The following is a 25440-nucleotide window of genomic DNA, read 5'->3' on the forward strand; positions in this document are numbered from 1 at the left end:
AATACCACCCTTCGAAGTTTTGAAAAAAAAGCAGCTGCACATGCTATGCAACTGCTCTTCTCAAGAAGTTCCTCATTATTTGACGGTCTGATACCACTCATTCGCGGCTTTAACCATATCCGCTCCTCCCTCAGCTCTCCACTGCTCTAGGAATTTATCATAATTACTTAGAGGTTCAGAGCCTGTAATAAATTTAAGCACATTGTCATCAAGCAGTGTTCTCAGCTTCAATGTGTTTTTCGAAACGGCCTCAATCGGTGGTGCAGGAGACATTGGATCAACTACAATAATCCCTTCCGCATTTTTCTGGAATGTTTCAAAATACATTTGAAGTACAGGATCTTTACGAACACGTGCTTGCCAATAAGTAGGGTACATTTCCTCATCTACACCAGTTAGGAAACCACTACCATTACCCAAATCTTCGTTGAATTTAGGCAAGATCGGATAGTACTTACCGTCTTTCACTTCATGGTGAACTCCTTCTTGACCGATCGCAAGCTCTTTGAACGTCTCAGGCTCTAGCTTCGCATCCAAGAACTTCATTGCTTCATCCTTATGTTTGGACGCTTTCGGAATGGCGATGAACCAGCTTGTATTCGCATTCGCACCAACAACAGCTTTGCCATCTTTACCTTTCAAGTAAGGAATAATGGACACCTTCGCATTAGGTGTGTTTTTCTCAAGTGCAGCAATGGTACTACCCGCATTCCACCAAGCCAGCTTGTATACAGCAGCTTTGCCGCTTGTGAATTTCTCTATTGCTTTCTGAGCGGTATTGATTGGCATTTCGGTATCCAATAACCCTTCAGTATAGAGCTTATTCATATAGGCAATGAACTCTTTCATTTCCGGCTGCTCTGCTCTATGAACAAGCTTTCCGTCAACATCTTTCCAATCCGTTAATATACCAAAAGTCGTTGCGATATCCCCATAAATTGAGTCTTTACTGCCTGTTAGCGGGATAATATTTTTCTTTTCTTTAATCGTCTTAAGTACGGTGTAAAGCTCATCAGGATTCGTTGGGACGGACAATCCCAACTCATCCAGCCAGTCTTGACGAACCACAAGCTCTTCACCAACCGCAACACCAGATCCTACCTCAGGAATAGCGTACTTCTTCCCGTCAATCGTCGCACTTCCCCAAGAGGCTGGTTTGATCGCTCTGTTAATATTGTTACCGTGAGCCTCAAGTAATTCATCAATAGGTTCCAGCGCTCCTGCAGTAGCAAGACTATAGAATTGTGCGGAATTAAGCTTCATGACATCGAAATCTTCTTTATTCGCAACTAATAAATTCAGCTTCTCATCCGCGTTTTCAGCCGGAAGCATTTCATACTGCACTTCATATCCGGTCTTCTCACTAATCAATTTACTCGTGAATTCTTTACTAGGATCAAACACACCATACTGCATAATCATGCGGATAGCGGGCTTAACCGCTTCTTTGTTATCCTCTTCTTTTTTATCATCCGTTGGCGTGTTCGCTGTATTTGGCGTTGGATCTGCTTTCGGGGTGGTGCCACCACCACAGCCAGATATCGCTAAACTCATACCTAATAAAATAGCAAGCATTGCTGATTTTTTTCTCATCTTATAACCTCCTCGTATATGAATAACGCCTGCGAATCATCCATTACAATAGCTGGAGCATCACCGCCTTTAAGAAGTCTCATATCAACCTTTAACAGAGCCGACGAGCACACCCTTCACGAAATACTTTTGCAAAAAAGGATAGACGAGCAGAATCGGCAAGGTAGCTAAAAGGATCGATGATGCTTGAATGGATTGCGGTGTCATGTTAATGGCGGCATCCACATTATTTTTGAGAAAATCCCCGCTAGAGGATACAATTAACTCTTTTAAGTACAGCTGTAGTGGTTTCAGTTCTGGGTTGGTAATATAAATCATCGCCGCAAAAAAATCGTTCCAGAATGCAACTGCGAAGAAGAGTGCAATGGTTGCCATAACCGGCAAAGAAAGCGGCAGCATGATATGAATCAAGATGCGAATATTACCTGCCCCATCCAGCTTCGCGGATTCCTCAAGTGAATCTGGCAGTCCCTCAAAGTAATTTTTTATGATAAGCATATTGAACACGTTCACCATAGCTGGTAAGAACAACACCCCAAGTGTATTGACGAGGTTTAAATTCTGCATTAGTAAGTACGTAGGTATTAATCCACCGCTGAAGAGCATGGTGAATACGAACATGAGCAGTATCCACTTTCTCCCTCTCAATCTGACTTTGGATAACGGATAAGCCGTAAGGGTTGTTAATGTAAGGCTCAGTGTGGTACCAATGATCGTGAGAAGCACGGATGTTTTTAAAGAGGATAGAAACATGGAGTCCTGTAGCACATATTTATAAGTTTCAAATTGTATGCCGACTGGCAAAAGCCCCACGTTGCCGGAGATTACTGCCTCCTCGCTGCTCATCGACTTAGCGATCAAATTTACAAAGGGAAGTAGAGTAGTGCATCCCATGATAATAAAGAAACAGTAATTGAATACAGCAAAGCATCTTTCACCCCATGAGATTTTGACAGCGCTCTTCACTTTTTTACCATTTCCGCTCTGTAAGACATGATTATGACTCAAGATTCACTTCCCCCTCTCATTACCAGATTCCACGCTGCAGATACTTTTTGCTCAAGGAGTTACCAACGATGACTAGCGTAAATGAGATAACGGCTTCAAATAGCCCAACGGCTGTTGTAAAGCTATAGTCTTGATTACCAAGACCTTGTCTATATACGTAAGTACCGATGACATCCGAAACTTTATACACAACCGGATTGTACATCACAAGAATCTGTTCAGTCCCTGCCTCAAGTATGCTTCCAAGTCGCAGGATGAACATCAGAATAATAATCGGTGCAATACCCGGAAGTGTGATATGCCACAGCTGCTTCCATTTGCCAGCTCCATCAATTTTGGCTGCCTCATACAGCACTGGATCAATCGTACTAAAGGCGGCTAGATACACGATTGTGCTCCAGCCTGTTTCCTTCCAGCCTGCAGAAGTGATAAGTACACTCCGAAATACACTGTTATCCAAAAAGAATGCTATAGGTTCAAGATTCAGCGAGACCAGAAGCTTATTAACAAGCCCACCATTGGTCGATAACAGATCAATAAACAATCCGCTAACGATAACCCATGACAAGAAATGTGGAAGATAGATAACCGTCTGGATTGTACGTTTAAAGATCATTTTCCTCATCTCATTAAGCATCAAAGCCACAATAATAGGCAGTGGAAATAGAATCAGAATTTTGAGTAAACTAATAATTACCGTATTCTTTAACACAAGCGCAAAATCCGGTGAAGTAAATAACTTCTCAAAATGCTTCCCCCCCACCCAAGGACTCTCCGCGAAACCTGAGAAGATATTAAAATCCTTAAAGGCAATAATAATTCCATACATCGGTGTGTACTTAAATAACAAAATGAACAGAATACCAGGTACAAGCAGTAGGTATAAGTCCCACTCCTTCCATATATCCGACCAGAGACGCGAGAAATATCCACGCTTTGAATGGGGTATGGGCAATTTAGCTCTTTCAGACTTCATATCGTTCCCCCCTGTTTTTGCTAGGAATGAGTTAATTGATACTTTAAATTTTAGAATTGAAAGCGATTCCATAGTAGATGAATGTCATTACTATTTCTGGTAATCTGTATACTTTCACATTCTAAAATCCATAAAAAAACACCCAACATGATCCGATTACAGACCACATTGGATGTTCCTCATTCCTAGTTTTTCGAGACATATTCGACTACATTTTAAACTCCCCAGGATTGACTCCCCAATACTTACGGAATACTTTTGTAAAATAGCTAACATCTCGATACCCGACAAGACGGGCTGCATCATAAACTTTATGCCCTTCTTGCAAGACCCGCTTTGCTCGCTCCATCTTCTGCTCTAATACATAGGAAGAAAAGGCTACCCCGATTTCCTGTTTAAACAATCTGCTGAGATACGATGAATTCACATATAGTCGATCTGCCACCGTATGTAATGTGATTTCCTGTTCAATCTCTTGATCAATAAGGGAGAGAATCTCTTTCACAACTTGGTGGCTTGTCGATTTACGCTGCTTCCGCATGTATGCCGTAATTTTCTGTACTGTCCTTGTCAGCCATAACCAAGTTACGGTTTTGGTATTCAGAAGCTTGATATTCTGAAAATAAACGAAATCCTCTTCCACAACCTGCTTAACTCTCCATCCCTGTTTCAAAATCATACGTGTAAATATACTATTCATATATAGAACAGCTTCATGGAACTCCTCCGATGATTCTGTCAGCGAGAATCCCTCTTCCCATAACTGGGTCATAACACCCATCGCACGACTCTCATCTGCTGTTTCCAGTGCAATTTCTAGGAGCTTCTCAAGCTTTGGTAAAGCCGATATATCTTGTCTAGAAGTACTTTCTAACTCCCGATATGGAATCGCGATGTCATGCCCATATACAACCCGTTCCTGTAATGCTCTGGTCGCTTGAGCATACAGATGATTCATATCATCAATTCCGCCTGTACCTGCACTAATGCCTGCGCTTGCAGTTAACTTTAAGATCTCCTTCGTCTGAGACAAGAGCTTGACAACCGTACTATTGATATAGAGCATGAGCTCTTTCGCATCACGAAAGGAATCTGCTATAAATACAAGCAGCAGGTCATGATCTGGATCTGTGCATACCCGGCAAAAGGATGTAGATAAGAACTCACTTGCCAAGCAGTGGATTGTGAATTGAAGCAACTCCTGATCTGCTAATCTGAATCTAGTATCATCCTCAGGAATGGGATCAAGACTAACTACCGCAACCGCAAGCTGCGCATCTTCATTTAGATCGATATACAGCTCCTTGCTTCGCATCAGCACTTCATCAACGGTATATCTCCCATTCACCCAATTCAGCATAAAGTTGTTTTGTAAATTCGGAAGATTATCCCTCCATTTCTGCTCCAGCTCTGCTGTCATTCTCCACTGTTCCAGATCTTGACGAAGCTGCTCTTTTGCTTCTAGGACCGCCTTTAAGATTTCCGTCTCTCCAGCAGGTTTAAGTAAATACTTCGACACCCCAAATTCCATCGCGAGCTGAGCGAATTCAAAATTATCATGTCCGCTCAGGATAATGATCTTGAGCAAAAAACGTCCAGTTTGACGCTCCTTCAGTTTACGGATTAGTGTTAATCCATCCATCTCCGGCATCTGTACATCGACTAGCATTAAATCCGGCATTTTACTTCCCACGAGCTGGAGTGCTTCCAATCCATTAGAGGCGAGGCCCACAATTTCGATCCCATGCTCTTCCCATGGGATATTATATGCTAGAGAATTACGTAATCGAGGTTCGTCTTCCACGATCATCAAGTTCATCAGATTCTCTCCCTTCATCCACTTGCGCATCAATCCAAAGGAATCAATATAGTTACGACCGTTCCCATTCCAGGCGTACTATCAATCGTCATATCCGCTTCATTCCCGTAGTACAGCCTCATTCTGGTGAATACATTTCGGAGTCCGAATAAATCCTTTATGTTCTCCTCATCTTGTGAAAGAGAAGGAATACTGCGAGCTCTCATAAGGCTAAGCTCGTGACAAATATATTGAAGCCGCTCCGATGCAATTCCAGGACCGTTATCTTGGACACTGATTCTTACGAATTGCTGTCGTTCAATTCTGCTTGCAATGATCAGACTCCCACCCGCGGTTTTCCCTTCCATTCCATGAATGATAGCATTCTCTACTAAGGGCTGAAGCAGCAATTTTAGAATAGGAATGCCCTTACTTTCCTCGTCCAATTGATACTCCACCGAGAAGTTATCTAGAAAGCGAAGCTGCTGAATTCGAATATAATAATGAAGATGCGTGACACTCTCCTCAATGGAGAATACTTCTCTTCCCTTATTCAAGCTTAGACGGAAGAATTTTGATAGGTTCATGACCATCTCACTAATCTCTTCTGCCTCATAGTTCTTAGCCGTCCAGTAGATCGAATCCAGTGTATTATATAGAAAATGCGGATTAATCTGAGACTGCAAAAATTTAAGCTCCGTTGTCGTTAAGCGAAGCTGCTGCTCATAATGATCTTCGATCAAATGCTTCTGAACAGAAACCATCCGATTAAAGGACTGGATTAGAAATCCAAACTCATCCTTTCTCTTCGTATCAATCTGAACGTTCATTTCCCCATGACTCAGCTTCTTCATCCCTCGTGAAAGCTTAAGTACAGGCGAGGCAATTCCGCTGTAGACTACCCATGAAATTGTAAGGGCTAATAAAATGCTTAGGCCGATGATCGTGAAGGTGTATAATCGCAGTTGATCTGTTTCTTCGTAAAGCTCCTTCTTCGGCTGAACTAAGGCAAGACGCCACGAGGAGTAATCCGAATCTTTGGTTACCTCCATCTCATCATCTGATAAACTTGTATCACCTCCGCCTTTTCCTGTCTCAATGATGACCTCTCCCTTCTCATTCAATAAGGAGACCCGGCTATTCTCGGAAGGCAGAAGTGTTTTAAGAATATTGAGTAGCTTATTCTTGTTAAAACTCACGATTAATAAATTCGATTGTCGTTCCGAGTTATAAAGATCCATAGAACGAATTAAAGAAAAAGTATCCGTACCAATCATCTTCCCGAACGTTTGCCCATCGCCTACAGGATAATCAGCCATGACATATGAGATACCGGTGCCATTGCTCCTCGCCGACTCAACCAACCATGCCTGCTGAGGTTCTGAGTTTAGCTTGCGTCCACCAAAGTTCGTTGAAACGAACATATTCGATGCTTGATGATAGATAGAAATTTGTGATACAAAACGATTCACGGATACAGAATTTGACAACTGTCCAAGAATAAACGCAAAATCTACAATTAAATCAGGTGAGGAAGAGCTATTCTTGTTAAGCAGTTCATTCATCCCTGGATCTGCGGCAATCAGTGTAGAAATCTCCTCTACATTTTGCAGTGCGAGATCAAAATGATTTAGAGCCGAAGCAAGAGCCATTTCCGTTCTTTCCACCGCCTGCTCGTACAAGATGTCACGCGATCTCTCAACAGCAAATAAGCTAATTATGACAAGGGGCAGAAGTATGAGTAGGAAATACCCTGTTAACCGCGTTTGAATATTTCGTGAGAACTTTTCAGCAATTTTTCGTCTCAGATGATTCATTTAGCCCCTCCCCCAAGCATAGTGCTGCTATTCTTGGTGAGGTACCATTCATTAACCTCCTTCGTAATTTCGTCTCCCCCCTCCAATTTCCAGCGTTCTACATAACGATCGAATGAATCGATAGGTTCAATGCCCATAATAATTTTTGTGAATACATCGCCTAGATCGTCAAGTTTCTTGTCATACTTACTCATAGCCGGTGTCGGTATCCCATAGAACGCATTTTTAATCGTATTCTTCTTAATCATCTCCAGATTATTGTACAGTTGAAAATCCCCAAGCGATTCCAGGCGCTCCCTAGACAACACCGGGTCCGGTACATCCACCAGTGATTGATAGATTCCACGGTATAAATGCTCATCATGTTTCTCAAAGTCAGTCACCATATGGCCGTCTTCCCATCTCCATATTTCGTTCTCGAATCCCAGCTTCAGATTTTTATAATCACTTGCGATAAAATCAAGCATCTTAATAACCGATTCTGCATGTGTTGACCCTGCCGGAATCACGTTATAGCCGCGAATAATATCTTTATCATAGACGCCTTTAAGTCCACCTCGACCCGTCGGAAAATCCAAAGCAATCCATCTAGCATCCGGCTCTTTCTTCATATTGTCTGCTATTGGACCGCGCGTGTCATACCAGGTCGCAGAGAATAGGCCGACTGTTCCATTTTCGATTTTCTTATATAAGTTGTTTTGTAGATTTAATGGGAATTCCCGATCGAGGTAACCTTCCTCATACAACCTTGCCAGATAGGCAAGTGCTTCTTTGGTCTCTGGCAGAATATTTCCATTTACAAGCTTTCCATCACGCTCAAACCAAGCATTTAGCTGTACCCCAAAAGCGCCAAAGAATGGAGAGGATCGTCCTAAATTCGCAGTCAATGTAAGACCAACCGTATCATCAAGACCATTACCATCAGGATCATCCTCAGTGAATGCCCGGATGACCTCATAATACTCCTCTAGCGTTACAGGAGGCTTCAATCCAAGTCGATCAAGCCAATCTTTTCTCGCATACATAAGCTCTACACCGCTAACCTCATTCAAGCTTGGGACAGCATAGATCTTCCCTCCGTATCGAACTCTGTCCCACACTTCGGCTGGAATTTTCTCCCTTAAATTCGGTCCATACTTATCTATCAAATCATCAAGCGGCATAAATGCCCCCTGCTTAACATAATTATCAAACCAAACCGGTTCATACGTATGCAGCATATCTGGCAAATTACCTGAGGACATGATCACATCAAGCTTCTCATCATATACTTCTGCAGGCGGTGTAGTTACCTGAATTTCCACCCCTGTGCTATCCTCAATGTAATTGAGATACCGGTTGTCATTCTCATCCATCCCCAAAGGAAAAGTCATTCCTAGATTTGATATGACAATACTTATTTTCTCGGAATGCGATTTGCTAGAAGACTGATTGTTGACTGGACTTCGAATAAGATCACACCCAGAAGTCACAAAGAAAGCGATTACAAAAATGATAGGCAAAACACATGATTTTTTCTTCATTCGCACCAATCACTCCCTCCAATAATAATCACAATTATAGTCGTTTATTTTTTAATAACATAGTGTATAAAATCTTATTTATTCCGATCTTTTGGAGGAAGTATGAAAAGTTCGTCGTACATTAAAGAGCCGCATGTTAGTCAATCCTAACATGCGGCCCCTATATGAACCCGTAGCGATTATTCGTCCTTTTTGTTCGGAGCGTTAAGTGTAACTTTGACTTCTCCTTCGTTACCTAAGCTGCTCTCTTCTATGACTTGGATAGGTTCCTGTGCAATTTCGAACGTATAACCACATTTTGAGCAAAACCGATCGTTAATCGATACTTGAGTCCCGCAGGATTTACATGTCTTCTCATCGGTCAGATTTTTGATTAACTCTATGTTTTGCTCAATCTCCCATTTCAACTGCAAAATATGATTAATCTGTGGTTCAAGCTGCTCCTTCGAAAGCGGCCATCTTCCTTCCTCTGCTGAATCAAAAACAAGCTTTCCAATTTCTTGATACTTCTCCTCGATCTCATTCTTCTTGCCGCTGTTCTGCAATTTGATTCGATTAATCTCCACCAGCGTCTTAGCTTTGCTACCCGCCTCTGCAACACCGGCTTTAAATTTATCCATAAAACTCATGGAAACACTCCTTTCGAACGTACACATCATATCTTTTGTTCTAATACGTGAAATAACTGGTATTCGTTTCAACTCATTGTAAACGAATCTAAACGGAAGAACAGCATTACCTATCGCTTGAAATAGATTTCTCACGGGAAAGCTACATCAAGGATATTCTTAACCTTATTCTTATAGAACTGGACAATCTGCCAGTAACTTTATTAGGCTATTCATTAGGTTTCCTGTAACCATTTCTCCAAAGGGTATTCTTCACAACAAGTATCTGTTGTTCTTCGCCAATGGCCTGTGAAGTTCCTCTTCTGTGATTCATCAATCTCTATCCGGTTTATCGTTACATATAACGTCCCGCTTTGTGTCAATATATAAATGGAAAGGACTGAGCAGATCATGAGTGATAAGAATCCAGAATTTAATGGACGCTTCCCAGGAGTGAATCCCATTCCTGAACCAGACAGGCCCGATCAAGCTGCAACGGATATGCTAGATGATATCGTTACCGGTATTCTGGAGAACAAGAATGAGGAAGAGATCAAGGAAGCTTACAAGCAATCTAGAAATAACAACCTGAATGACCAATAACAATAAGGAGTTGTCCAGTAGGTCTATCAAGTGACCTAGGCAGCTCCTTTTCTGTTGGAAAATATTTATTTATGTTTTCTACTAAAAACCATCAATCTCTTTTTGAGATCAATTATGATCTGTGTTATGATGAATTGAGAAAGGTTGGATGGAAAGGAGGTGGGACAAAATGAAGCGAATTTACAACGTTTCACGAAATATTACAATGTTTGTCATTCTTTTTATCATCGCTTTTGCGTTGTACTTTCCTGTACAAGATCAATACGGGAATGAGAACGTTCAGGGACGTTCTGTTCATGATACGCACACTCATGTTAAAGCTTCTGCAGTGAAGAAGACGAATCATTCGGTATCCAAGCATTTCAATTCTGGAAAGATTGTAATGATATTGTTTGGTTTTACATGTCTTCTAATGCTCCGTGTCCCGAAACCAAGACTTCCGTACCGACCGATCATCCTATTAAGGCTCCGCCTCTTATTCTTATCCCCTATAAAATTTACCTCTACTTATGTGTGATTCCTTTCACCTGCATCGCATTCTTAAAGATGCGTTCTATTAGGTATATCTAAACCTATAAGAATTCCTATTTGTTCCACCATTCAAATCTATATTTTAAGAAAAAGCCCATTTCTGCAGGCTTATTTGAGTTTGTTATTTTTCAATTAAAATAAGTATATTCCTTAGGAGGATTTAATCGATGCATGTGCGTGAAAGTGATTTACCTGGTATCGGTAAGAAGTTCGTTATTGAAACTCGTGGAGGAGATAAAGCCGTTGTGATCATCCATGATGATGGCCGTCGTGAAATGTACCATTTCGATTATGATGAGCCCGAGGAGAGCATCTCCATGATCTCGATGGATGATGATGAAGCCAGACAGTTAGCTGCAATTGTAGGCGGGCTTACTTATAAACCAAAAGCGCTTGAAACCATAGACATTGCTCTTGATGAGTTAATTATTGAGTGGTATCGGGTTGAATCCCAGTATTATGGTGTGGGTAAATCGATTGGTGAACTTGGTGTGCGTCAAGCATCGGGAGCCACGATTATCGCAATCGTAGAAAAAAACCAAGGCAAACAGATTAACCCCGGTCCCGAAGTTGTCATCAAAGCTGATACAACACTTGTTGTTGTCGGTGAGCGCCAACAACAACGACTATTTAAACAAATTTTGTTGAACGGAAGTGGTTGAATAGATGAATCATCTCGTATTTGAAGTTGGATTGGCGATCGCTCTGATCGCCTTAGCGGGTTTGATATCTTCCAAACTCCGTTTTTCCGTCATCCCATTCTATATCTTAATCGGGATGGCGGTTGGGCCTCACGCCATGCAGTGGTGGCATTTTGACTTCCGATTTATCGAAAGCGCCCCACTAATAGACTTCATGGGACGCATTGGCGTATTGTTCCTGCTGTTCTACCTCGGTCTTGAATTTTCAGTAGGTCGTTTGATCAAATCCGGTCGAAATATCGCCGTTGGCGGGACGATCTATATCGCAATCAACTTTACACTCGGGCTACTGATTGGAGTCTTCGCGGGCTTCCCAATAGCTGAAATACTCGTTATCGCTGGTATTACAACCATCTCATCCAGTGCAATCGTTGCTAAAGTGCTTGTTGATCTTAAACGAACCGCCAATTCAGAAACAGAAATGATCCTAGGCATCATTATGTTTGAAGATGTGTTTCTAGCTGTATATATTTCCATTCTTTCAGGTCTAGTACTCAGCGGTTCCTCTTCTCTAGGAGGCGTTCTACTCTCGGCGGTTATAGCACTCGGATTTATGCTCCTTGTACTCATTGTTGGTCGTAAAGCCGTGCCTCTGTTGAACCGATTGCTGAATATCCGTTCTAATGAATTATTCGCACTTGTCGTATTTGCGGCATTGTTCTTACTGGCAGGATTCTCAGAAACGATACATGTGGCAGAAGCTATCGGAGCACTTCTACTAGGCTTGGTCCTGGCTGAAACAGAACACGCGAAGCGAATTGAACATCTGATTCTGCCTTTCCGGGACTTCTTTGGTGCAATCTTCTTCTTTAGCTTTGGATTAACGATTAATCCGCTTGAGCTTGGCGGTGCCGTGTGGCTGTCCTTAGCAGCTGTTATTGTTACACTCATTGGAAACTTTACTGCAGGCATGCTTGCTGGACGAAGCGCAGGACTGTCCTCCAAAGCTTCCGCCAACATCGGATTAACTATCGTATCACGCGGGGAATTCTCTATCATCCTCGCTAATTTAGGCAAAGCAGGTGGCCTAATGACGATTATTCAACCTTTTGCAGCGCTATATGTATTAATTCTAGCTATCCTTGGACCTCTTCTCACCAAAGAATCCAAGCATGTATATAACCTGTTAAATAAGATCTTCAAATTTAAGGATCACCGGAAAAAGAAACATGAACCTGTCATATTAAAAGAGGATGGTTCGGTTTAATCACTTGCCCATTCAACATAGGAGTAGTTCGGCAACATGGTGGAATGGGGTGAGTTAGCCCGGATCATCGTCCTACGTTTTTCGTTCATCTGAAAGTAGGAGTGAGCCTAATGAATAAATCATTTGAAGCTCAAGACGGTGCACAGCGTGCCCCTTCATTATTTTCACAACGAAAGCCGCTATTTATGGTTATTATAGGGAGCCTAGTGGCATCTTTTGGGCTGGATATGTTTCTTGTACCGAATGGATTTATTGCCGGAGGAGTGACAGGCATATCTGCCTTGGCTTCACAAATTACCGGACTGAAGACTGGAATGTTCCTGTTTATGCTTAACCTGCCTTTAGTTATCTTTATGTTTCGCGAATCGAATCGCAATGTAGCCTTTCGTGCTGCAGCTGGACTTACTGTCTTCTCCATTTGTTCACTTCTGCTACATCCTTTTCCACCGCTAATTGAAGGGGGAGCCGCAGCAGCTGGGCTGGGAGGTTTCTTTCTAGGTCTTGGGATCGGCATCGGAATCAAACATGGTGCTGTGATGGATATGCTAGTGCATAATCCCAAATTACCACTGCCACTGGTCGCCATCATTAACAACTTGCGTCTGTCCAATGCAGGGATTGTTATCAATGTTCTCATTCTATCCCTAGCTAGTTTACTGCTTGGATTAGAACAGGCAATGTATTCCGCAATTGCTTGCCTAATGGCACTTGAGGCTGCTCGGTTAACGACCTCTGGATATACGCTAAAGCGAGAAGTTATCATTCATAGCTCACATACACAGGAAATTCAAGATAATATAATGAAGCTGCTAGGAAGAGAATCTGTGTCTGTTCCTCCCTCAATAGAGGACAACAACCGATCTGAGTATGCGTTATTATATCAAATCCACCTAATGGAAACCGCTAGAGTAAAGTCACTCGTACGCAGAATAGATCCGGAGGCTTCCATCTCCGTCTCCTCTATTCGGCGTAAATAACAGAGAAGGACTGTATCCGAAGTCACTTTCGTGACCTAGGGAACAGTCCTTTTTTTGAGAAAAATAATTTATAATCTAGTAAAACGATTAGAAATACTAGTCATATAATTGCATTTCGTTTCATAATCTATGAATATATAAACAATTGAGAGACAACTTCAAAAGAATTACTCTATCCATTGTTTAATCTGTTTCAAGCGTTTCATGACATCATTCTCTCCACGTCCGAAGTAATCATGCAGCTTGCTGTATTCTTGATACAGATCTTCGTAAACCTTTGCGTTCTCTGGGATTGGCTTAAATGATTGTTCCTTCACCCGCGCCATATTCTGGGCTGCATCGATAATCGAATCATAACCGCCACGGTCTTTGCCTGCGGCTACCGCTGCAAACATTGCAGCACCAAGGGCTGAGGTCTGCTTGGAATCTGCCACAATGATCTCTCGGTTCGTAACGTCGGCATATATTTGCATGAGCAGCGTATTCCTCTGTGGAAGACCGCCACAGGCGAATATTGTATTAACGTCAACACCATGCGAGTGAAAAGCATCAACAATTTTACGTGTTCCAAATGCAGTCGCTTCTAGTAATGATCGATAGATTTCCTGAGGTTTGGTCATTAAAGTCATACCTAGGATTACACCCGTCAGGTCGGAATCAACCAAAACAGAGCGATTACCATTCCACCAATCGAGTGCAAGCAGTCCCGTTTGACCTGGCTTGTATGCCGAAGCTTCTCTTTCAAGCCAGTGATGAATACCGATTCCCTCGGTGGATGCCGCTTCTTTGATATAAGCCGGAAGGGCCTCATTTACATACCATTCAAAAATATCACCCACTGCAGATTGTCCAGCCTCATACCCGAATAGACCAGGGATAATACCATCCTCCACAACACCGCACATACCTTCAACATGCTTCTCCTCACCTGCCAGAAGCAAATGACAGAGTGAGGTTCCCATTGCCAGAACTAAATCACCCGGTTTCACCGCACCAACAGCAGGTACTGCTGCATGAGCATCAATGATTCCTACGGCAACTGCCACTCCCGGTGGTATGCCCATCATTTCAGCCATTTTTCCCGTAAGCTCACCGGCACGAGAACCGAGCGGAATAACTTCTCCACGAAGCTTCGTATCTGTTAAGTCTTCAAGTTGTGGATCCAGCGCTTTGAAAAATTCCCTACTTGGATAACCCTCTTGTTTATGCCACATCGCCTTATATCCTGCCGTACAACTGTTACGAGTCACTTTACCGGTCATCTGCATAATCACCCAGTCGGCTGCCTCTAGAAACAGATCGGTTCGCTCATAAATTTCCGGTGCTTCATCGAGGATCTGCCAGACCTTCGCAACCATCCATTCCGATGAAATCTTGCCACCATAACGGGGGAGAAAGGCTTCACCGCGTGCTTCAGCAATGCTATTAATTTGATCGGCTTCTGGTTGAGCTGCATGATGCTTCCATAATTTCACCCAGCTATGAGGATGATCTTTGAATTCTGCGCTAAAACAAAGAGGTTCACCACATTCATCAACTGGCAGAATCGTACAGGCTGTAAAATCAATCCCAATCCCGATGACTTCAGACGGTTCGATTCCTGATTCCTTAATCACTGACGGAACTGAGTTTCGAAGCACCTCCAGATAGTCTCCGGGATGCTGAAGTGCCCAGTCATAATTAAGCTTACGCTCTGAACCTGGTAGATGATCATCGATAACTTGGTGAGGATACACTGTAACATGATCGGCTACTTCATCACCATTGGACAGATCAACAAGAACTGCACGTCCGGATTGTGTTCCGAAGTCAATTCCAATAGTATACTTTTTCCCCATAAGACTTCCCCCCTGTTATGGTTAATTCACCCATATAATATCAAATTCATTATATCTGCCCCGCAACAGAAATAAAGCACCCCTTTTTATATAGGCTGCTTTTATCTCTGTTATTCATCTTCTAATTTAGCTGTACTCTCACCCTGACGTGTCGGCAGCATATCTGGATAATCCGTAATAATACCATCTACTTTGGCATGAAGAAGAGCAGGGATATCAAAAAGATGCCTTACATTCCACACAAACACCTTCATTCCAGCATCGTGAACTCTTCGAACATTCTCCTCTGTTACCAAAGGACGAGAAATACTGAGCACCTGTGCAAAACGTGCAAGTTCATGCAGCCTCTCATCCCTGAGCTCATAAGAATTAGATGTCAAGACAGCAAGCGGCACCTCTGGAAGTAGCTTATGAAATAGCCGAAGAGATGTAATATTAAAGGACTGTATCATAATCTGATCTTGTAGGTTAAGAGACAACTCTTGATTATATTTTTGTATGATTTCGGCTGTCTTTTGTTCGATACCCGAATTTTGAGTTGATGACTTAAGCTCGATCAATAGAGGTATTTTTCCACCGAAATACTGAAGTATATCGTCCAGAGTCGGAATCTTCTGTCCACGAAATCTGCTATTATACCATGATCCTGCATCTAACTGCTTTAATTGATGCAAAGTCATATTCTGTACTGTACCTCTACCACTGCTTGTCCGGTTCAACCTCGTATCATGAAAAACAACGACTTGTCCGTCGTTGCTTAGCTGAACATCCAATTCAAGCATATCTGCACCCATTTTGTACGCTTGCTCGAAAGCTGCCATCGTATTTTCCGGGGCGTATCCTGACGCCCCTCGATGAGCGATCCGAAGTACATCACTTGTTTCCGGCAACCATGCCTTACTAACCAATTGCTCTAGAGACGTGTATGTGCCGCCAAGAATAAGGATAATAAGTACCCCCATAACCACTGCAAACCTTAATTCCACTCTCATGCTGTTCACCCCTTTACAAAGCGAAAGCCTTTAATCTAACCTAGTTTTCCCGAAAAAAATGATTCCATGAGACGTTAATATCAAGACTAGTCATCTTGTTACTACCTCAAATACAATCGGTTTAATTTTCCAATATACACTTGTAATGTGAACCCAAATGGAGTAAGTTGAACATATATGAACGATATAGGGTTCATAACTACATTGTGAAGGGGAATTAACATGATGGAAAGACGTTATGCATCACATCCAAATGAGGTCAAACAATTCGACACTGAACGCCTTCGTAAAGAATTTCATATCCCAACTCTATTTACACCAGAGAAGCTTGAGTTAGTACTATCCCACGAGGATCGTTTGATTATAGGTGGCGCAGCACCGGTACAGCAGGAAGTGAAACTCGAGACGGATCTGAAAGAACTGGGTGTACCTTTTTTTCTTGAACGCCGTGAGCTTGGAATCATTAACGTTGGTGGACAAGGAAGCGTAATTGCAGACGGAGTAGAGTTCTCGCTTCTTCATAAAGAATGTCTATATGTAAGCATGGGAACGAAAGAAGTTATTTTTAAAAGTGCAGATACGAATCAGCCAGCTAAATTTTATCTAAACTCAGCACCAGCACATAAAGAATTCCCAACAGCCAAGGCATCACTTGAGGAAGTCGATTCAAGCGCACTCGGCGATATAAAAAATTCAAATGACCGCGTTATATACCGATTTATCCATCAAAATGGTATTCAAAGTGCACAGCTGGTCATGGGCATGACCCTGCTAAAGACCGGAAACATGTGGAACACAATGCCTGCACACACACATCCACGCCGGATGGAAGCATATATGTATTTTGACCTGCCAGAGGACGCAGTTGTATTTCACCTTATGGGCGAACCCACGGAGACACGTCACATCGTCATGAGAAACGAGCAGGCTGTTATTTCTCCAAGCTGGTCCATTCATAGTGGTGTTGGAACAAGCAATTATACATTTATATGGGGCATGGCAGGCGATAATAAAAGATACGATGATATGGACCCCGTCTCCATGCATGATTTAAAATAGAATCAACAAACCAAGCGGAAGAGATGAACGAAAATGAACCCTATAAGACGATACGAAAATATTATGGAGCTATTGCTTACGCATAAAGAAGTCACGGTAGCGGAGCTTAGCAGCAAGCTTCAGGTGACAGGAAAGACGATTCGAGAGGATTTAACGAAGCTGGAGGAACAGGGGCTTATCGTCCGAATTCATGGAGGAGCTATGCTGGCTCAAAAGGACCAATTCGGTATTCTTCCTTCCAAAGAGCCACTGACCATACATGCGGATGAAAAACATGAAATTGCAAAGATGGCTATTCGGCATATCCAATCTGGGGACATTATTGCCTTGGATGGAGGAAGCACAACACTCGAAATTGCTCGATTACTGCCAAATAAGCCCCTAACCATCATTACTAACGACGTGTATATCATTAGTGAGCTAGCGCCCAAGAATCATATTCGGCTTGTCGTTCCTGGTGGATACCGGGTTAGAAATATGCTAGCTGGTCCGGAGTCTGCCGTGTATGTTAAGCAGTTAAATATCCAGAAAGCTTTTGTGTCAGCAACCGGGGTACATTTAGAGCATGGGCTATCGATTTATACAGGTGATCTAATTGATTTCAAGAAGGCGCTAGTTAATACTTCACGTGAAGTGTTCGCTGTAGCGCATCATCAAAAATTTGGACAAACCGCATTGCGAACATTTGCTGCATTAAATGAGATAACGGCAATCATTACCGATCAAGGTCTACCTAAAGAAACAGCGGAACTGTTCAAAAATGCAGGTATCGCCCTTGAAATTTCCAGCTAATTGCCTCATCGGAAAGCTTATTATGCGATTAAAGGGGAGTTTTTTACTATGAGTCCTTTTGATTTATCTGGCAAGACTGCCATCGTTACCGGAGCAGCTCGTGGGCTCGGGCAAGGCATCGCAATAGCACTTGCCGAAGCAGGTGCTGATGTCGTGGCAGTCTCCTTCAGTTCAAGTGAAGATACGGTGCAAGCAGTTCGTTCTCTTGGGAGGCAGGCAACCGAGATTCAAGTTGATCTTAGTGATCACTCTAAGCTTCAAGCAACATTCGATGAATCCCTTGCGCTAACGGGACAGGTCGATATTCTCGTTAATAATGCCGGAATTATTCGCCGTGCTCCAGCCAAAGATCATAGTGCGAAAGATTGGTTTGACGTTATAAATCTCAATCTAAATAGTGTTTATCTCCTGTCTCAAATTGCAGGACGCCATATGATGAATAGAGGGAGCGGCAAAATCATAAATATCTGTTCTATGCTGTCTTACCAGGGCGGAATCAATGTCCCGGGATATACTGCAAGTAAACACGGTGTTGCAGGTCTCACGAAAGCTCTTGCGAATGAATGGGCTGAAAGCGGTGTTCAAGTCAATGGTATTGCACCTGGTTATATTGAAACGGACAATACTGCACCTATACGACAAGATCCGGAACGAACCAAATCAATTACAGACCGAATCCCTGCTGGACGCTGGGGAACGCCTAAAGATATTGGAGGCCCTGCCATCTTCCTAGCTTCATCCGCTTCAGACTATGTAAACGGCCACGTTCTATGTGTGGATGGAGGATGGATGGGAAGATAATCCCGTTCTGAAAATACATAACAGCTTAATTAGCTCCTTCTACTGGGCTAATTAAGCTGTTTTTGGTATTTAACCTTTTTAGCTCCTTCTTAGGAATACAACGAACGGTTTCGGATAAGCTAACATTTACAACCAGCAGTCTATGGATGCGAAACCTTGGTCTAGAAAGGATGGGGCTGAAATGAGCGGTCATAAATACGCCAAAAAAATCATATTAATCACATTTCTGATCATAGTGCTTATGCTTCCGGGATGTGGGAAAAAAAGCTATGATAGAGTCCCGAACCCGAATATGGGAGTGGCACCGTATCGTGTTCAAACAGGTGGATTACTCCAAAATGCTGCACTCCGTGACACCCTACGTATCGGAATCGAAAAAAATTATCCACCATTTAGCTATCGTGGAACCGGAGGGCGACTGACTGGCTTCGATGTTGAGATCGCCGAGGAAGTGGCCCGCCATATGGAGATGAAGCCTGTTTTCGTTGAAACAGAATGGAAGGATCTGCTTGCAGGCCTATCCGAGGGAAAATATGATGCTGTATTCAATGAAATAGCCGACCACAAAGGTCGACGGTCTTTATATGATTTCTCCAATGTTTACATGGCATCTAATCCAGTACTTGTCACCCGTTCAGATGATAAGAAGATTCGTACCTTTGCAGACCTTAAAGACATCTCCACAGCCGTTGAAGCGAACGGTGATTATCAGCGAATTGCCTCTAAATATAAGTCTAATACTGTGGTTACACACAACTTTTTGTCATCTGCTCAATTGCTTGTTGACCATAAAGTAGATGCCGTACTTACCGACAGCTTATCGATGCTGAACTTGCATCAGAATGATCCCGAATTCCCAGTGAAAACAACAGATTCCCTCGACCATGTGACCCAAGTATGTGCAGCATTTGCCAAAGGAAACTCTGACCTCGTGGCTGCAGTAGATCATGCACTGGAGACGATGCAGGCTGACGGGAGTTACTTGGCAATATGGCGTAAATATTTTGGTGATTCCCCATCTGCGTATAAAGGGATTATGGATCGCCAACGATAGTCCTCACGGTTATTGGTTTAGGCAAGAAAATGCACCCCTTAGACAATCCTAAGGGGTGCATTTCAATGTTGACTTTTTATTATTGATCTTCGGAAGGTTTTACTTCTTCTGTCGATGCATCATCATCTGTATCGGTTTCAGCAGCTACTGCACGAGGGATGATGATCGATGCTAGAACCTCTTCACCAGATGCACTTAACGTGATACCTGATGGAAGTTCAATGTCTGCAACCGTAAGTTTATCACCAATATCCAAGTCGGAAACATCTAACTCAATAGATGTAGGTAGATTTCCAGGAAGTCCTTCTACCTCAAGTTCTGTTTCTTGTATTTGCAAAATGCCGCCCGTTTTCGTTCCTTTTGCCGTTCCTTGATAATCTAGCGCAACGGAAACACGAACGGTCTTATTCATAGAAATGTGCAAGAAATCGACATGCACGACTTTGCCATCACGTTTCTGCACATCTTTAATCAATACAGGAACAGAATCCGAACCTTTAATGTTAAGATCAAAGACTTCTGAACGTCCTGTGTGAAAAAGTTTGCTTGTTTCCTTTAGATTAACAGACACAGGAATGCTCTCCGTGTCCGAGCCGTATACAACCGCGGGAAGTCCCCCATTCTGGCGTATCTTTCGGCGAGAAGCTCTCGTGAAATCATCTCGAATTTCTGCATTTAGTTGAACATTGTTTCCTTTTGACGTCATAATTAACATCCTCCTTCTACGAAACAAAGCCTATCTACTATTACCCCCTCACCTTGGTCGCTAAACAATTTTATTACTGTCTATTCGTTTCATTCCCTAGTAGAAGGGTAATGATAATTACCCCTCTCTAATAATATATAAAATAGAGCATGTCGATCATGATCGACATGCTCTATTTGTCATTTCAACTGGCCCTGTCAGAGTAGGTTCGACATTCACCACTTCCGCTGATGACTTTAATCTTTAACTCTTGTTTTCCAGGAGGAAGCACAATGAAACGATCCTGCTCCCATTCTCTTGCTTCCCATTCATTCAATCGTACGATGCAACCAATCTGTTTCATACCTGATTCTGTACGAAAGATTGCTGTAACCTTTCCATCCTCTTTTGGCGAAAAATCAATCCGTCCATCCTGAATACCAGTACCCCACACCCATAAATTCCAGCCTTCATATTGTTGGTCTTCGCGCTCGTATTCCAGCTCAATCGTCACAAGATTGTTCTTCGGACGCTCTTGATCTGATCGCAGCACCATGATCGATAACGCAGGAACTGTAATCTCAGAATGATCGATGGTCTTAATTGTCTCCGTTCCAGCTTGTTTATCATTCACGACCACATTCCAGCCATATGAAGAAGCGGGCAGATCCATCATCGCTTCATGGTTACCACCGTTCACAATGACAACGATATCCCTCCAACAATCCCCATTAGCATGGTTGTTGAGATGATAAGCTACCATCTGATCTCCGCAGCGAATGATCTCCATATGTTCTTCAATCTGCTCGCGATGATTCATTCTGAAGGCAGAATGGGATCGTCTCAGTTCCAGCAACCCTTTATAATATTGAAAAACAGGAAGATATCTTGCTTTATAGCCCCACCGAATTGCATTGATAGCATCTCCACTTCGGTAGCTATTATGATCCCCGTATTTACTCCTTAGTAGTTCATCTCCAGCATGCATAAGAGGAATCCCTTGGGATAGAAATACGATTCCGTTCGCAAGAATACTTCGACGTACAGGTTCAGCATCCATAACATCACCATCTGATAATGCATAGTACGGTTGACACCTAGACACCTCTTCGAACAGATCACCACCGTTTAGAGGATATCCATTATTCATGTGTAACAGTCCTGCTTTATGGCCCATTCCTATAGAGATAAGAACCTTATCCCACAAGTTCAGATTATCATGCACTGTAACATAATTAATCGTCTCAGAGGCTTGATCTGCAAAATCGTGAACTGAACCCATCATCCCTTCAGCTACAGCACCTTCACACCAGCCTTCTCCCGTCGCAAATCCCTTGCCGTAGCCATCATTATCCCCTTTAATCGCATGACGGTAATGATCATTAAATACAGCAAAAGCTTTTCCTCGCTGTGTTCCCTTGACTGTCTTATTCTGCAGTGGACTGTCTCCACCTGTCCAAGGCTCTCCGTAAATCAATAAGGACGGGTCAACCTCACTGCGCAGTTCCTCAACAATTTCATAAATTGTCGTAGTATCAATCAAGGCCATAAGATCAAACCTAAAGCCGTCAATGTGATATTCCTCTGCCCAATAACGAAGAGAGTCCTTGATATATTTTCGCACCATAGGCTTTTCAGTTGCTAATTCATTTCCTACGCCAGAACCATTGGATAGATCACCAGTCCAATTCTTTCGATAGAAATACCCCGGAACGATCGGCTCGAAAGGTCCGTCCTCCACCGTATAAGTGTGGTTATAAACCACATCCATAATCACTCGTATTCCCTTTTTGTGAAGTGCAAGTATCATCTCTTTACATTCACGAATACGAATCTCTGGTTTCGTAGGATCTGTTGCATAAGAACCTTCTGGCACATTGTAGTTTTGGGGATCATATCCCCAATTATACGAGGCCTGACAATCTAGTTCATTCACCGTTTTAAAATCAAATATAGGAAGTAAATGAACATGTGTAATTCCCAATTCCGCCAGATGATCGATCCCTATGCTGTTTCCGCTTTCATCTTTAAGTCCAGTTTCAGTAAATGCCTTATACTTTCCTTTATATTTCATTCCTGAGTCAGGTGAGATGGAAAAGTCACGTACATGAAGCTCATATAAAACGGCATCTGTTGGTTGTAAGAAAGGAGGGCGAATATCCAGATTCCAATCTTCCGGACTGCATTGAACTGGATCAACGATGGCCCCACGGCAACCATTCGCAGATACTGCCTTTGCGTAAGGGTCGATAGCATACAGAGACTCGCCGTTCTCACGTTCAATTTTGTACATATAATATTGTCCGGCTAAATTTCCTGGGATATGGATCGTCCATAAGCCATCATCTCTACGGGTCATTTGACTTTCCTGACCACCCTCATGTCTTGTAACGACTCCTGCATCATCGTAGTGTCCAGCATCCTCATACAATACGAGAAAGACCGAACGAACTGTGGGAGCCCACAGGCTAAAGGTACATTGATTTTTGGTATAAGTTACTCCTAGTTTTAAATCTCTCATATTCTTGATCGTGTCCATACTCATCATTATCACCGTCACTTTTAAAGTGGATTCATTTAATAGTATTGGCGCCTGATTCATAAGACAGACCTCTCAGACTGATAAATCGCCTATATTTTTCAGTATATGCTAGGCCGCGCCAATTGGCTTGGGTTTAGGTCTACTATTATTATCGGAATATTCAAGTGGATACGTGATGGTACAGTAATCGTGTTACTGCTTGATTAGCTCGAGTCTTCAATATAAAAAAGGCATCTGTCTATACAGACAGATGCCTTAGAATTACCCTGGGTAAAATATCTGAAACGAATTCTGTTACCTAGTCTATCGTTTATTCAGCAGTGGCTTGATTTACGAGTTCAACAACTTCTTCAGCTGTCCGCATGTCAAGCGCTTTTGTTGCTAGTTCCTGCATCTCTGCCCGAGATAAACGGGAAATCTGACTCCGAGCTGGGAGAATGGAAGTTGCACTCATACTGAATTCATCAAGGCCAAGGCCAAGCAGCAATGGAATTGCAGTCGCATCGCCAGCCATCTCCCCACACATACCAGCCCAGCGGCCTTCACGATGTGCAGCATCGATAACCATCTTAACCAGACGAAGAATAGCTGGGTTGTATGGCTGATACAGGTAGGATACCCGTTCATTCATACGATCAGCAGCCATCGTATACTGAATCAGATCGTTCGTTCCAATGCTAAAGAAGTCCACTTCCTTAGCAAATTGATCAGCCATCACAGCTGTAGATGGGATTTCCACCATAATACCAAGCTGAATGCTATCAGAAACAGCTGTTCCTTCCGCAATCAATTTCGCTTTTTCTTCCTCCAGAAGTGCTTTCGCTTCTCGGAATTCACCGAGTGTAGCAATCATCGGGAACATAATCCGTAGGTTACCGTGAACACTTGCACGAAGCAATGCACGAAGCTGTGTTCTGAAAATGTCTTGACGTTCCAGACAAAGACGAACCGCGCGGAATCCAAGGAATGGGTTCATCTCTTTCGGAAGATCGAGATACGGCAATTCCTTATCGCCACCGATATCAAGTGTACGAACTACAACCGGTTTCCCTTCCATTTTTTCCAGCACAGTCTTATAAGCATTATACTGGATTTCTTCGGATGGAAGCTTATCACGGCCCATATACAAGAACTCTGTACGGTAAAGACCTACGCCTTCACCACCGTTATCTAATACGCCTGCAACATCATTTGGAGTACCGATGTTGGCAGCAAGTTCTACATGAACGCCATCCTTTGAAATCGTAGGTTCACTGCGCAGCTTTCTCCATTCCTCAACCTGTTTCGCATAAGCTTCTTGCTTCTTGCGGTATTCTGCTACGGTTTCTTCAGAAGGATTGATCAGTACATTCCCTTCGAGACCATCAACGATAATCAGATCGCCAGCTTTAACGGCAGAAAGAACATTCTTTGTTCCAACCACTGCAGGGATCTCTAAGGAACGTGCCATGATCGCTGAGTGAGATGTACGTCCACCAATATTTGTAGTGAAACCTTTTACATAAGTTCGATTCAATTGTGCTGTATCAGAAGGAGTCAAATCCTCAGCAATAACAATAACCTCTTCACTAATCTCAGACGGACTTACATAATTTAGTCCTAGAAGATGCTTCAAGATTCGCTTCGTTACATCACGCATGTCAGCTGCACGTTCTTGTAGATAGGCGCTTTTCATCTTCTCAAACATTTCAATGAATTGTGTTGCAGTTTCATTTAAGGCATATTCCGCAGTTACCGATTCAGCAGCGATTTTATCTCTCACTGGGTTGATAAGCTCAGGATCCTCAAGAATCAGAAGGTGAGATTCGAAAATCTCAGCCTTCTTCTCACCAAGCTCTTGACGTGTGCGCTCCTTGATTGCTTCCAGCTCCGCTTTCGATTTCTCAAGCGCAGAGTCCAGCTTCGAGATCTCACGACTAACGTCATCTGTCTGCTGATGAGTCACCGTATAATCAGGGTGCTCTAAGGTAAATGCGCGGGCAATGGCAATACCCGCCGATGCCGCGATCCCCTTAATATTACTCATTGATTTCGCCCAGCCCTTCGTTAATCATCACTTCTGAAAGAGCAGTCAGCGCTTCGTTTTCACTTGCCCCTTCCGAGATTAGCGTCAATGTGTCCCCTTGTTCTAGTCCTAAGGAGAGAACTCCAAGAATAGATTTCAGGGTTACTTTTTTGCCGTTTGCTTCTGCAAAAGATTCGGTATCTTTAAATTTATTAGCTGTGTTTACCAATGCTGTTGCAGGGCGTGCGTGGATTCCGTCCTCGTCAATAATTCTGAATGTTTTTTGCATGTTTATCATCCCTCTTTCTTCATTATCTTCTTAATTTAATA

Annotated in this window: 22 protein-coding genes; 9 read left to right on the forward strand and 13 right to left on the reverse strand. The window is 42.8% G+C overall.

The window, feature by feature from the left end:
- Positions 1-75: 75 nt before the first annotated feature.
- From AC3WJJ_RS07790 to AC3WJJ_RS07820, 7 genes are all read right to left on the reverse strand, one after another.
- Entirely contained in the window at positions 76-1593 is a 1518-nt protein-coding gene (locus AC3WJJ_RS07790; protein WP_492539379.1) for an extracellular solute-binding protein, read from the reverse strand.
- 84 nt (positions 1594-1677) lie between these two features.
- Complete coding sequence (locus AC3WJJ_RS07795) at positions 1678-2559, reverse strand: carbohydrate ABC transporter permease (protein WP_422661401.1); 882 nt, start codon at positions 2557-2559, stop codon at positions 1678-1680.
- A gap of 61 nt (positions 2560-2620) precedes the next feature.
- Positions 2621-3577 carry an ABC transporter permease gene (locus tag AC3WJJ_RS07800; RefSeq protein ID WP_492539381.1) on the reverse strand — a complete coding sequence of 319 codons (957 nt, stop codon included), beginning with the start codon at positions 3575-3577 and terminating at the stop codon, positions 2621-2623.
- A gap of 208 nt (positions 3578-3785) precedes the next feature.
- The gene (locus AC3WJJ_RS07805) at positions 3786-5396 is read right to left on the reverse strand and encodes a response regulator transcription factor (RefSeq protein ID WP_492539383.1); all 1611 of its coding nucleotides are present in this window, start codon (positions 5394-5396) and stop codon (positions 3786-3788) included.
- A 29-nt stretch (positions 5397-5425) separates the two neighbouring features.
- The gene (locus tag AC3WJJ_RS07810; RefSeq protein WP_492539384.1) at positions 5426-7192 is read right to left on the reverse strand and encodes a cache domain-containing sensor histidine kinase; all 1767 of its coding nucleotides are present in this window, start codon (positions 7190-7192) and stop codon (positions 5426-5428) included.
- Entirely contained in the window at positions 7189-8715 is a 1527-nt protein-coding gene (locus AC3WJJ_RS07815) for an extracellular solute-binding protein (protein WP_492539386.1), read from the reverse strand. Before AC3WJJ_RS07815 ends, AC3WJJ_RS07810 begins: the two co-directional genes overlap by 4 nt.
- A 179-nt stretch (positions 8716-8894) precedes the next feature.
- The gene (locus AC3WJJ_RS07820; protein WP_492539388.1) at positions 8895-9344 is read right to left on the reverse strand and encodes a zinc-ribbon domain-containing protein; all 450 of its coding nucleotides are present in this window, start codon (positions 9342-9344) and stop codon (positions 8895-8897) included.
- 390 nt (positions 9345-9734) lie between these two features.
- Here AC3WJJ_RS07820 and AC3WJJ_RS07825 point away from each other — a divergent pair, with 390 nt between their 5' ends.
- The 5 genes from AC3WJJ_RS07825 to AC3WJJ_RS07845 all read left to right on the forward strand — a co-directional run bounded on the left by AC3WJJ_RS07825 (position 9735) and on the right by AC3WJJ_RS07845 (position 13342).
- A complete protein-coding gene (locus AC3WJJ_RS07825; protein ID WP_492539390.1) occupies positions 9735-9926 on the forward strand; it encodes a hypothetical protein in 192 nt (63 codons plus the stop codon).
- 169 nt (positions 9927-10095) lie between these two features.
- Positions 10096-10443, forward strand: coding sequence for a hypothetical protein (locus AC3WJJ_RS07830; protein WP_422660256.1), 348 nt, complete (start codon positions 10096-10098; stop codon positions 10441-10443).
- A 181-nt stretch (positions 10444-10624) separates the two neighbouring features.
- On the forward strand, positions 10625-11119 hold the full coding sequence (locus tag AC3WJJ_RS07835) for a cation:proton antiporter regulatory subunit (protein WP_492539392.1): 495 nt from the start codon (positions 10625-10627) through the stop codon (positions 11117-11119).
- A 4-nt stretch (positions 11120-11123) separates the two neighbouring features.
- Positions 11124-12365: a cation:proton antiporter gene (locus AC3WJJ_RS07840; RefSeq protein WP_492539394.1), complete on the forward strand. Its 1242-nt coding sequence runs from the start codon at positions 11124-11126 to the stop codon at positions 12363-12365.
- Between the two features lie 110 nt (positions 12366-12475).
- On the forward strand, positions 12476-13342 hold the full coding sequence (locus AC3WJJ_RS07845) for a YitT family protein (protein WP_492539395.1): 867 nt from the start codon (positions 12476-12478) through the stop codon (positions 13340-13342).
- 167 nt (positions 13343-13509) lie between these two features.
- Here AC3WJJ_RS07845 and AC3WJJ_RS07850 read toward each other — a convergent pair whose 3' ends face one another.
- Both AC3WJJ_RS07850 and AC3WJJ_RS07855 read right to left on the reverse strand, forming a co-directional pair.
- A complete protein-coding gene (locus AC3WJJ_RS07850) occupies positions 13510-15180 on the reverse strand; it encodes a ribulokinase (protein WP_492539397.1) in 1671 nt (556 codons plus the stop codon).
- Between the two features lie 110 nt (positions 15181-15290).
- Positions 15291-16172 (reverse strand): glycerophosphodiester phosphodiesterase, encoded by an 882-nt coding sequence (locus AC3WJJ_RS07855; protein WP_492539399.1) that lies wholly within the window; start codon positions 16170-16172, stop codon positions 15291-15293.
- Positions 16173-16397: 225 nt separating this feature from the next.
- Here AC3WJJ_RS07855 and kduI point away from each other — a divergent pair, with 225 nt between their 5' ends.
- The 4 genes from kduI to AC3WJJ_RS07875 all read left to right on the forward strand — a co-directional run bounded on the left by kduI (position 16398) and on the right by AC3WJJ_RS07875 (position 19878).
- On the forward strand, positions 16398-17231 hold the full coding sequence (gene kduI / locus AC3WJJ_RS07860; RefSeq protein WP_492539401.1) for a 5-dehydro-4-deoxy-D-glucuronate isomerase: 834 nt from the start codon (positions 16398-16400) through the stop codon (positions 17229-17231).
- Between the two features lie 33 nt (positions 17232-17264).
- Entirely contained in the window at positions 17265-18023 is a 759-nt protein-coding gene (locus AC3WJJ_RS07865; protein WP_492539403.1) for a DeoR/GlpR family DNA-binding transcription regulator, read from the forward strand.
- A gap of 48 nt (positions 18024-18071) precedes the next feature.
- The gene (gene kduD, locus AC3WJJ_RS07870) at positions 18072-18824 is read left to right on the forward strand and encodes a 2-dehydro-3-deoxy-D-gluconate 5-dehydrogenase KduD (RefSeq protein ID WP_492539405.1); all 753 of its coding nucleotides are present in this window, start codon (positions 18072-18074) and stop codon (positions 18822-18824) included.
- Between the two features lie 181 nt (positions 18825-19005).
- On the forward strand, positions 19006-19878 hold the full coding sequence (locus AC3WJJ_RS07875) for a transporter substrate-binding domain-containing protein (protein ID WP_492539407.1): 873 nt from the start codon (positions 19006-19008) through the stop codon (positions 19876-19878).
- Between the two features lie 79 nt (positions 19879-19957).
- On the opposite strand, the gene AC3WJJ_RS07880 is transcribed toward AC3WJJ_RS07875, so the two are convergent.
- From AC3WJJ_RS07880 to AC3WJJ_RS07895, 4 genes are all read right to left on the reverse strand, one after another.
- Positions 19958-20584: a 50S ribosomal protein L25 gene (locus AC3WJJ_RS07880; protein ID WP_492539408.1), complete on the reverse strand. Its 627-nt coding sequence runs from the start codon at positions 20582-20584 to the stop codon at positions 19958-19960.
- Between the two features lie 184 nt (positions 20585-20768).
- On the reverse strand, positions 20769-23165 hold the full coding sequence (gene pulA, locus AC3WJJ_RS07885) for a type I pullulanase (RefSeq protein ID WP_492539410.1): 2397 nt from the start codon (positions 23163-23165) through the stop codon (positions 20769-20771).
- 250 nt (positions 23166-23415) lie between these two features.
- Positions 23416-25131 carry a phosphoenolpyruvate--protein phosphotransferase gene (ptsP, locus tag AC3WJJ_RS07890; RefSeq protein ID WP_492539412.1) on the reverse strand — a complete coding sequence of 572 codons (1716 nt, stop codon included), beginning with the start codon at positions 25129-25131 and terminating at the stop codon, positions 23416-23418.
- Positions 25124-25399, reverse strand: a complete 276-nt coding sequence (locus tag AC3WJJ_RS07895) for an HPr family phosphocarrier protein (protein ID WP_379249616.1) — start codon at positions 25397-25399, stop codon at positions 25124-25126. The genes ptsP and AC3WJJ_RS07895 overlap by 8 nt, the downstream gene beginning before the upstream one ends.
- Positions 25400-25440 lie beyond the last annotated feature (41 nt).

This window comes from Paenibacillus sp. FW507-14B1B (assembly GCF_058781425.1).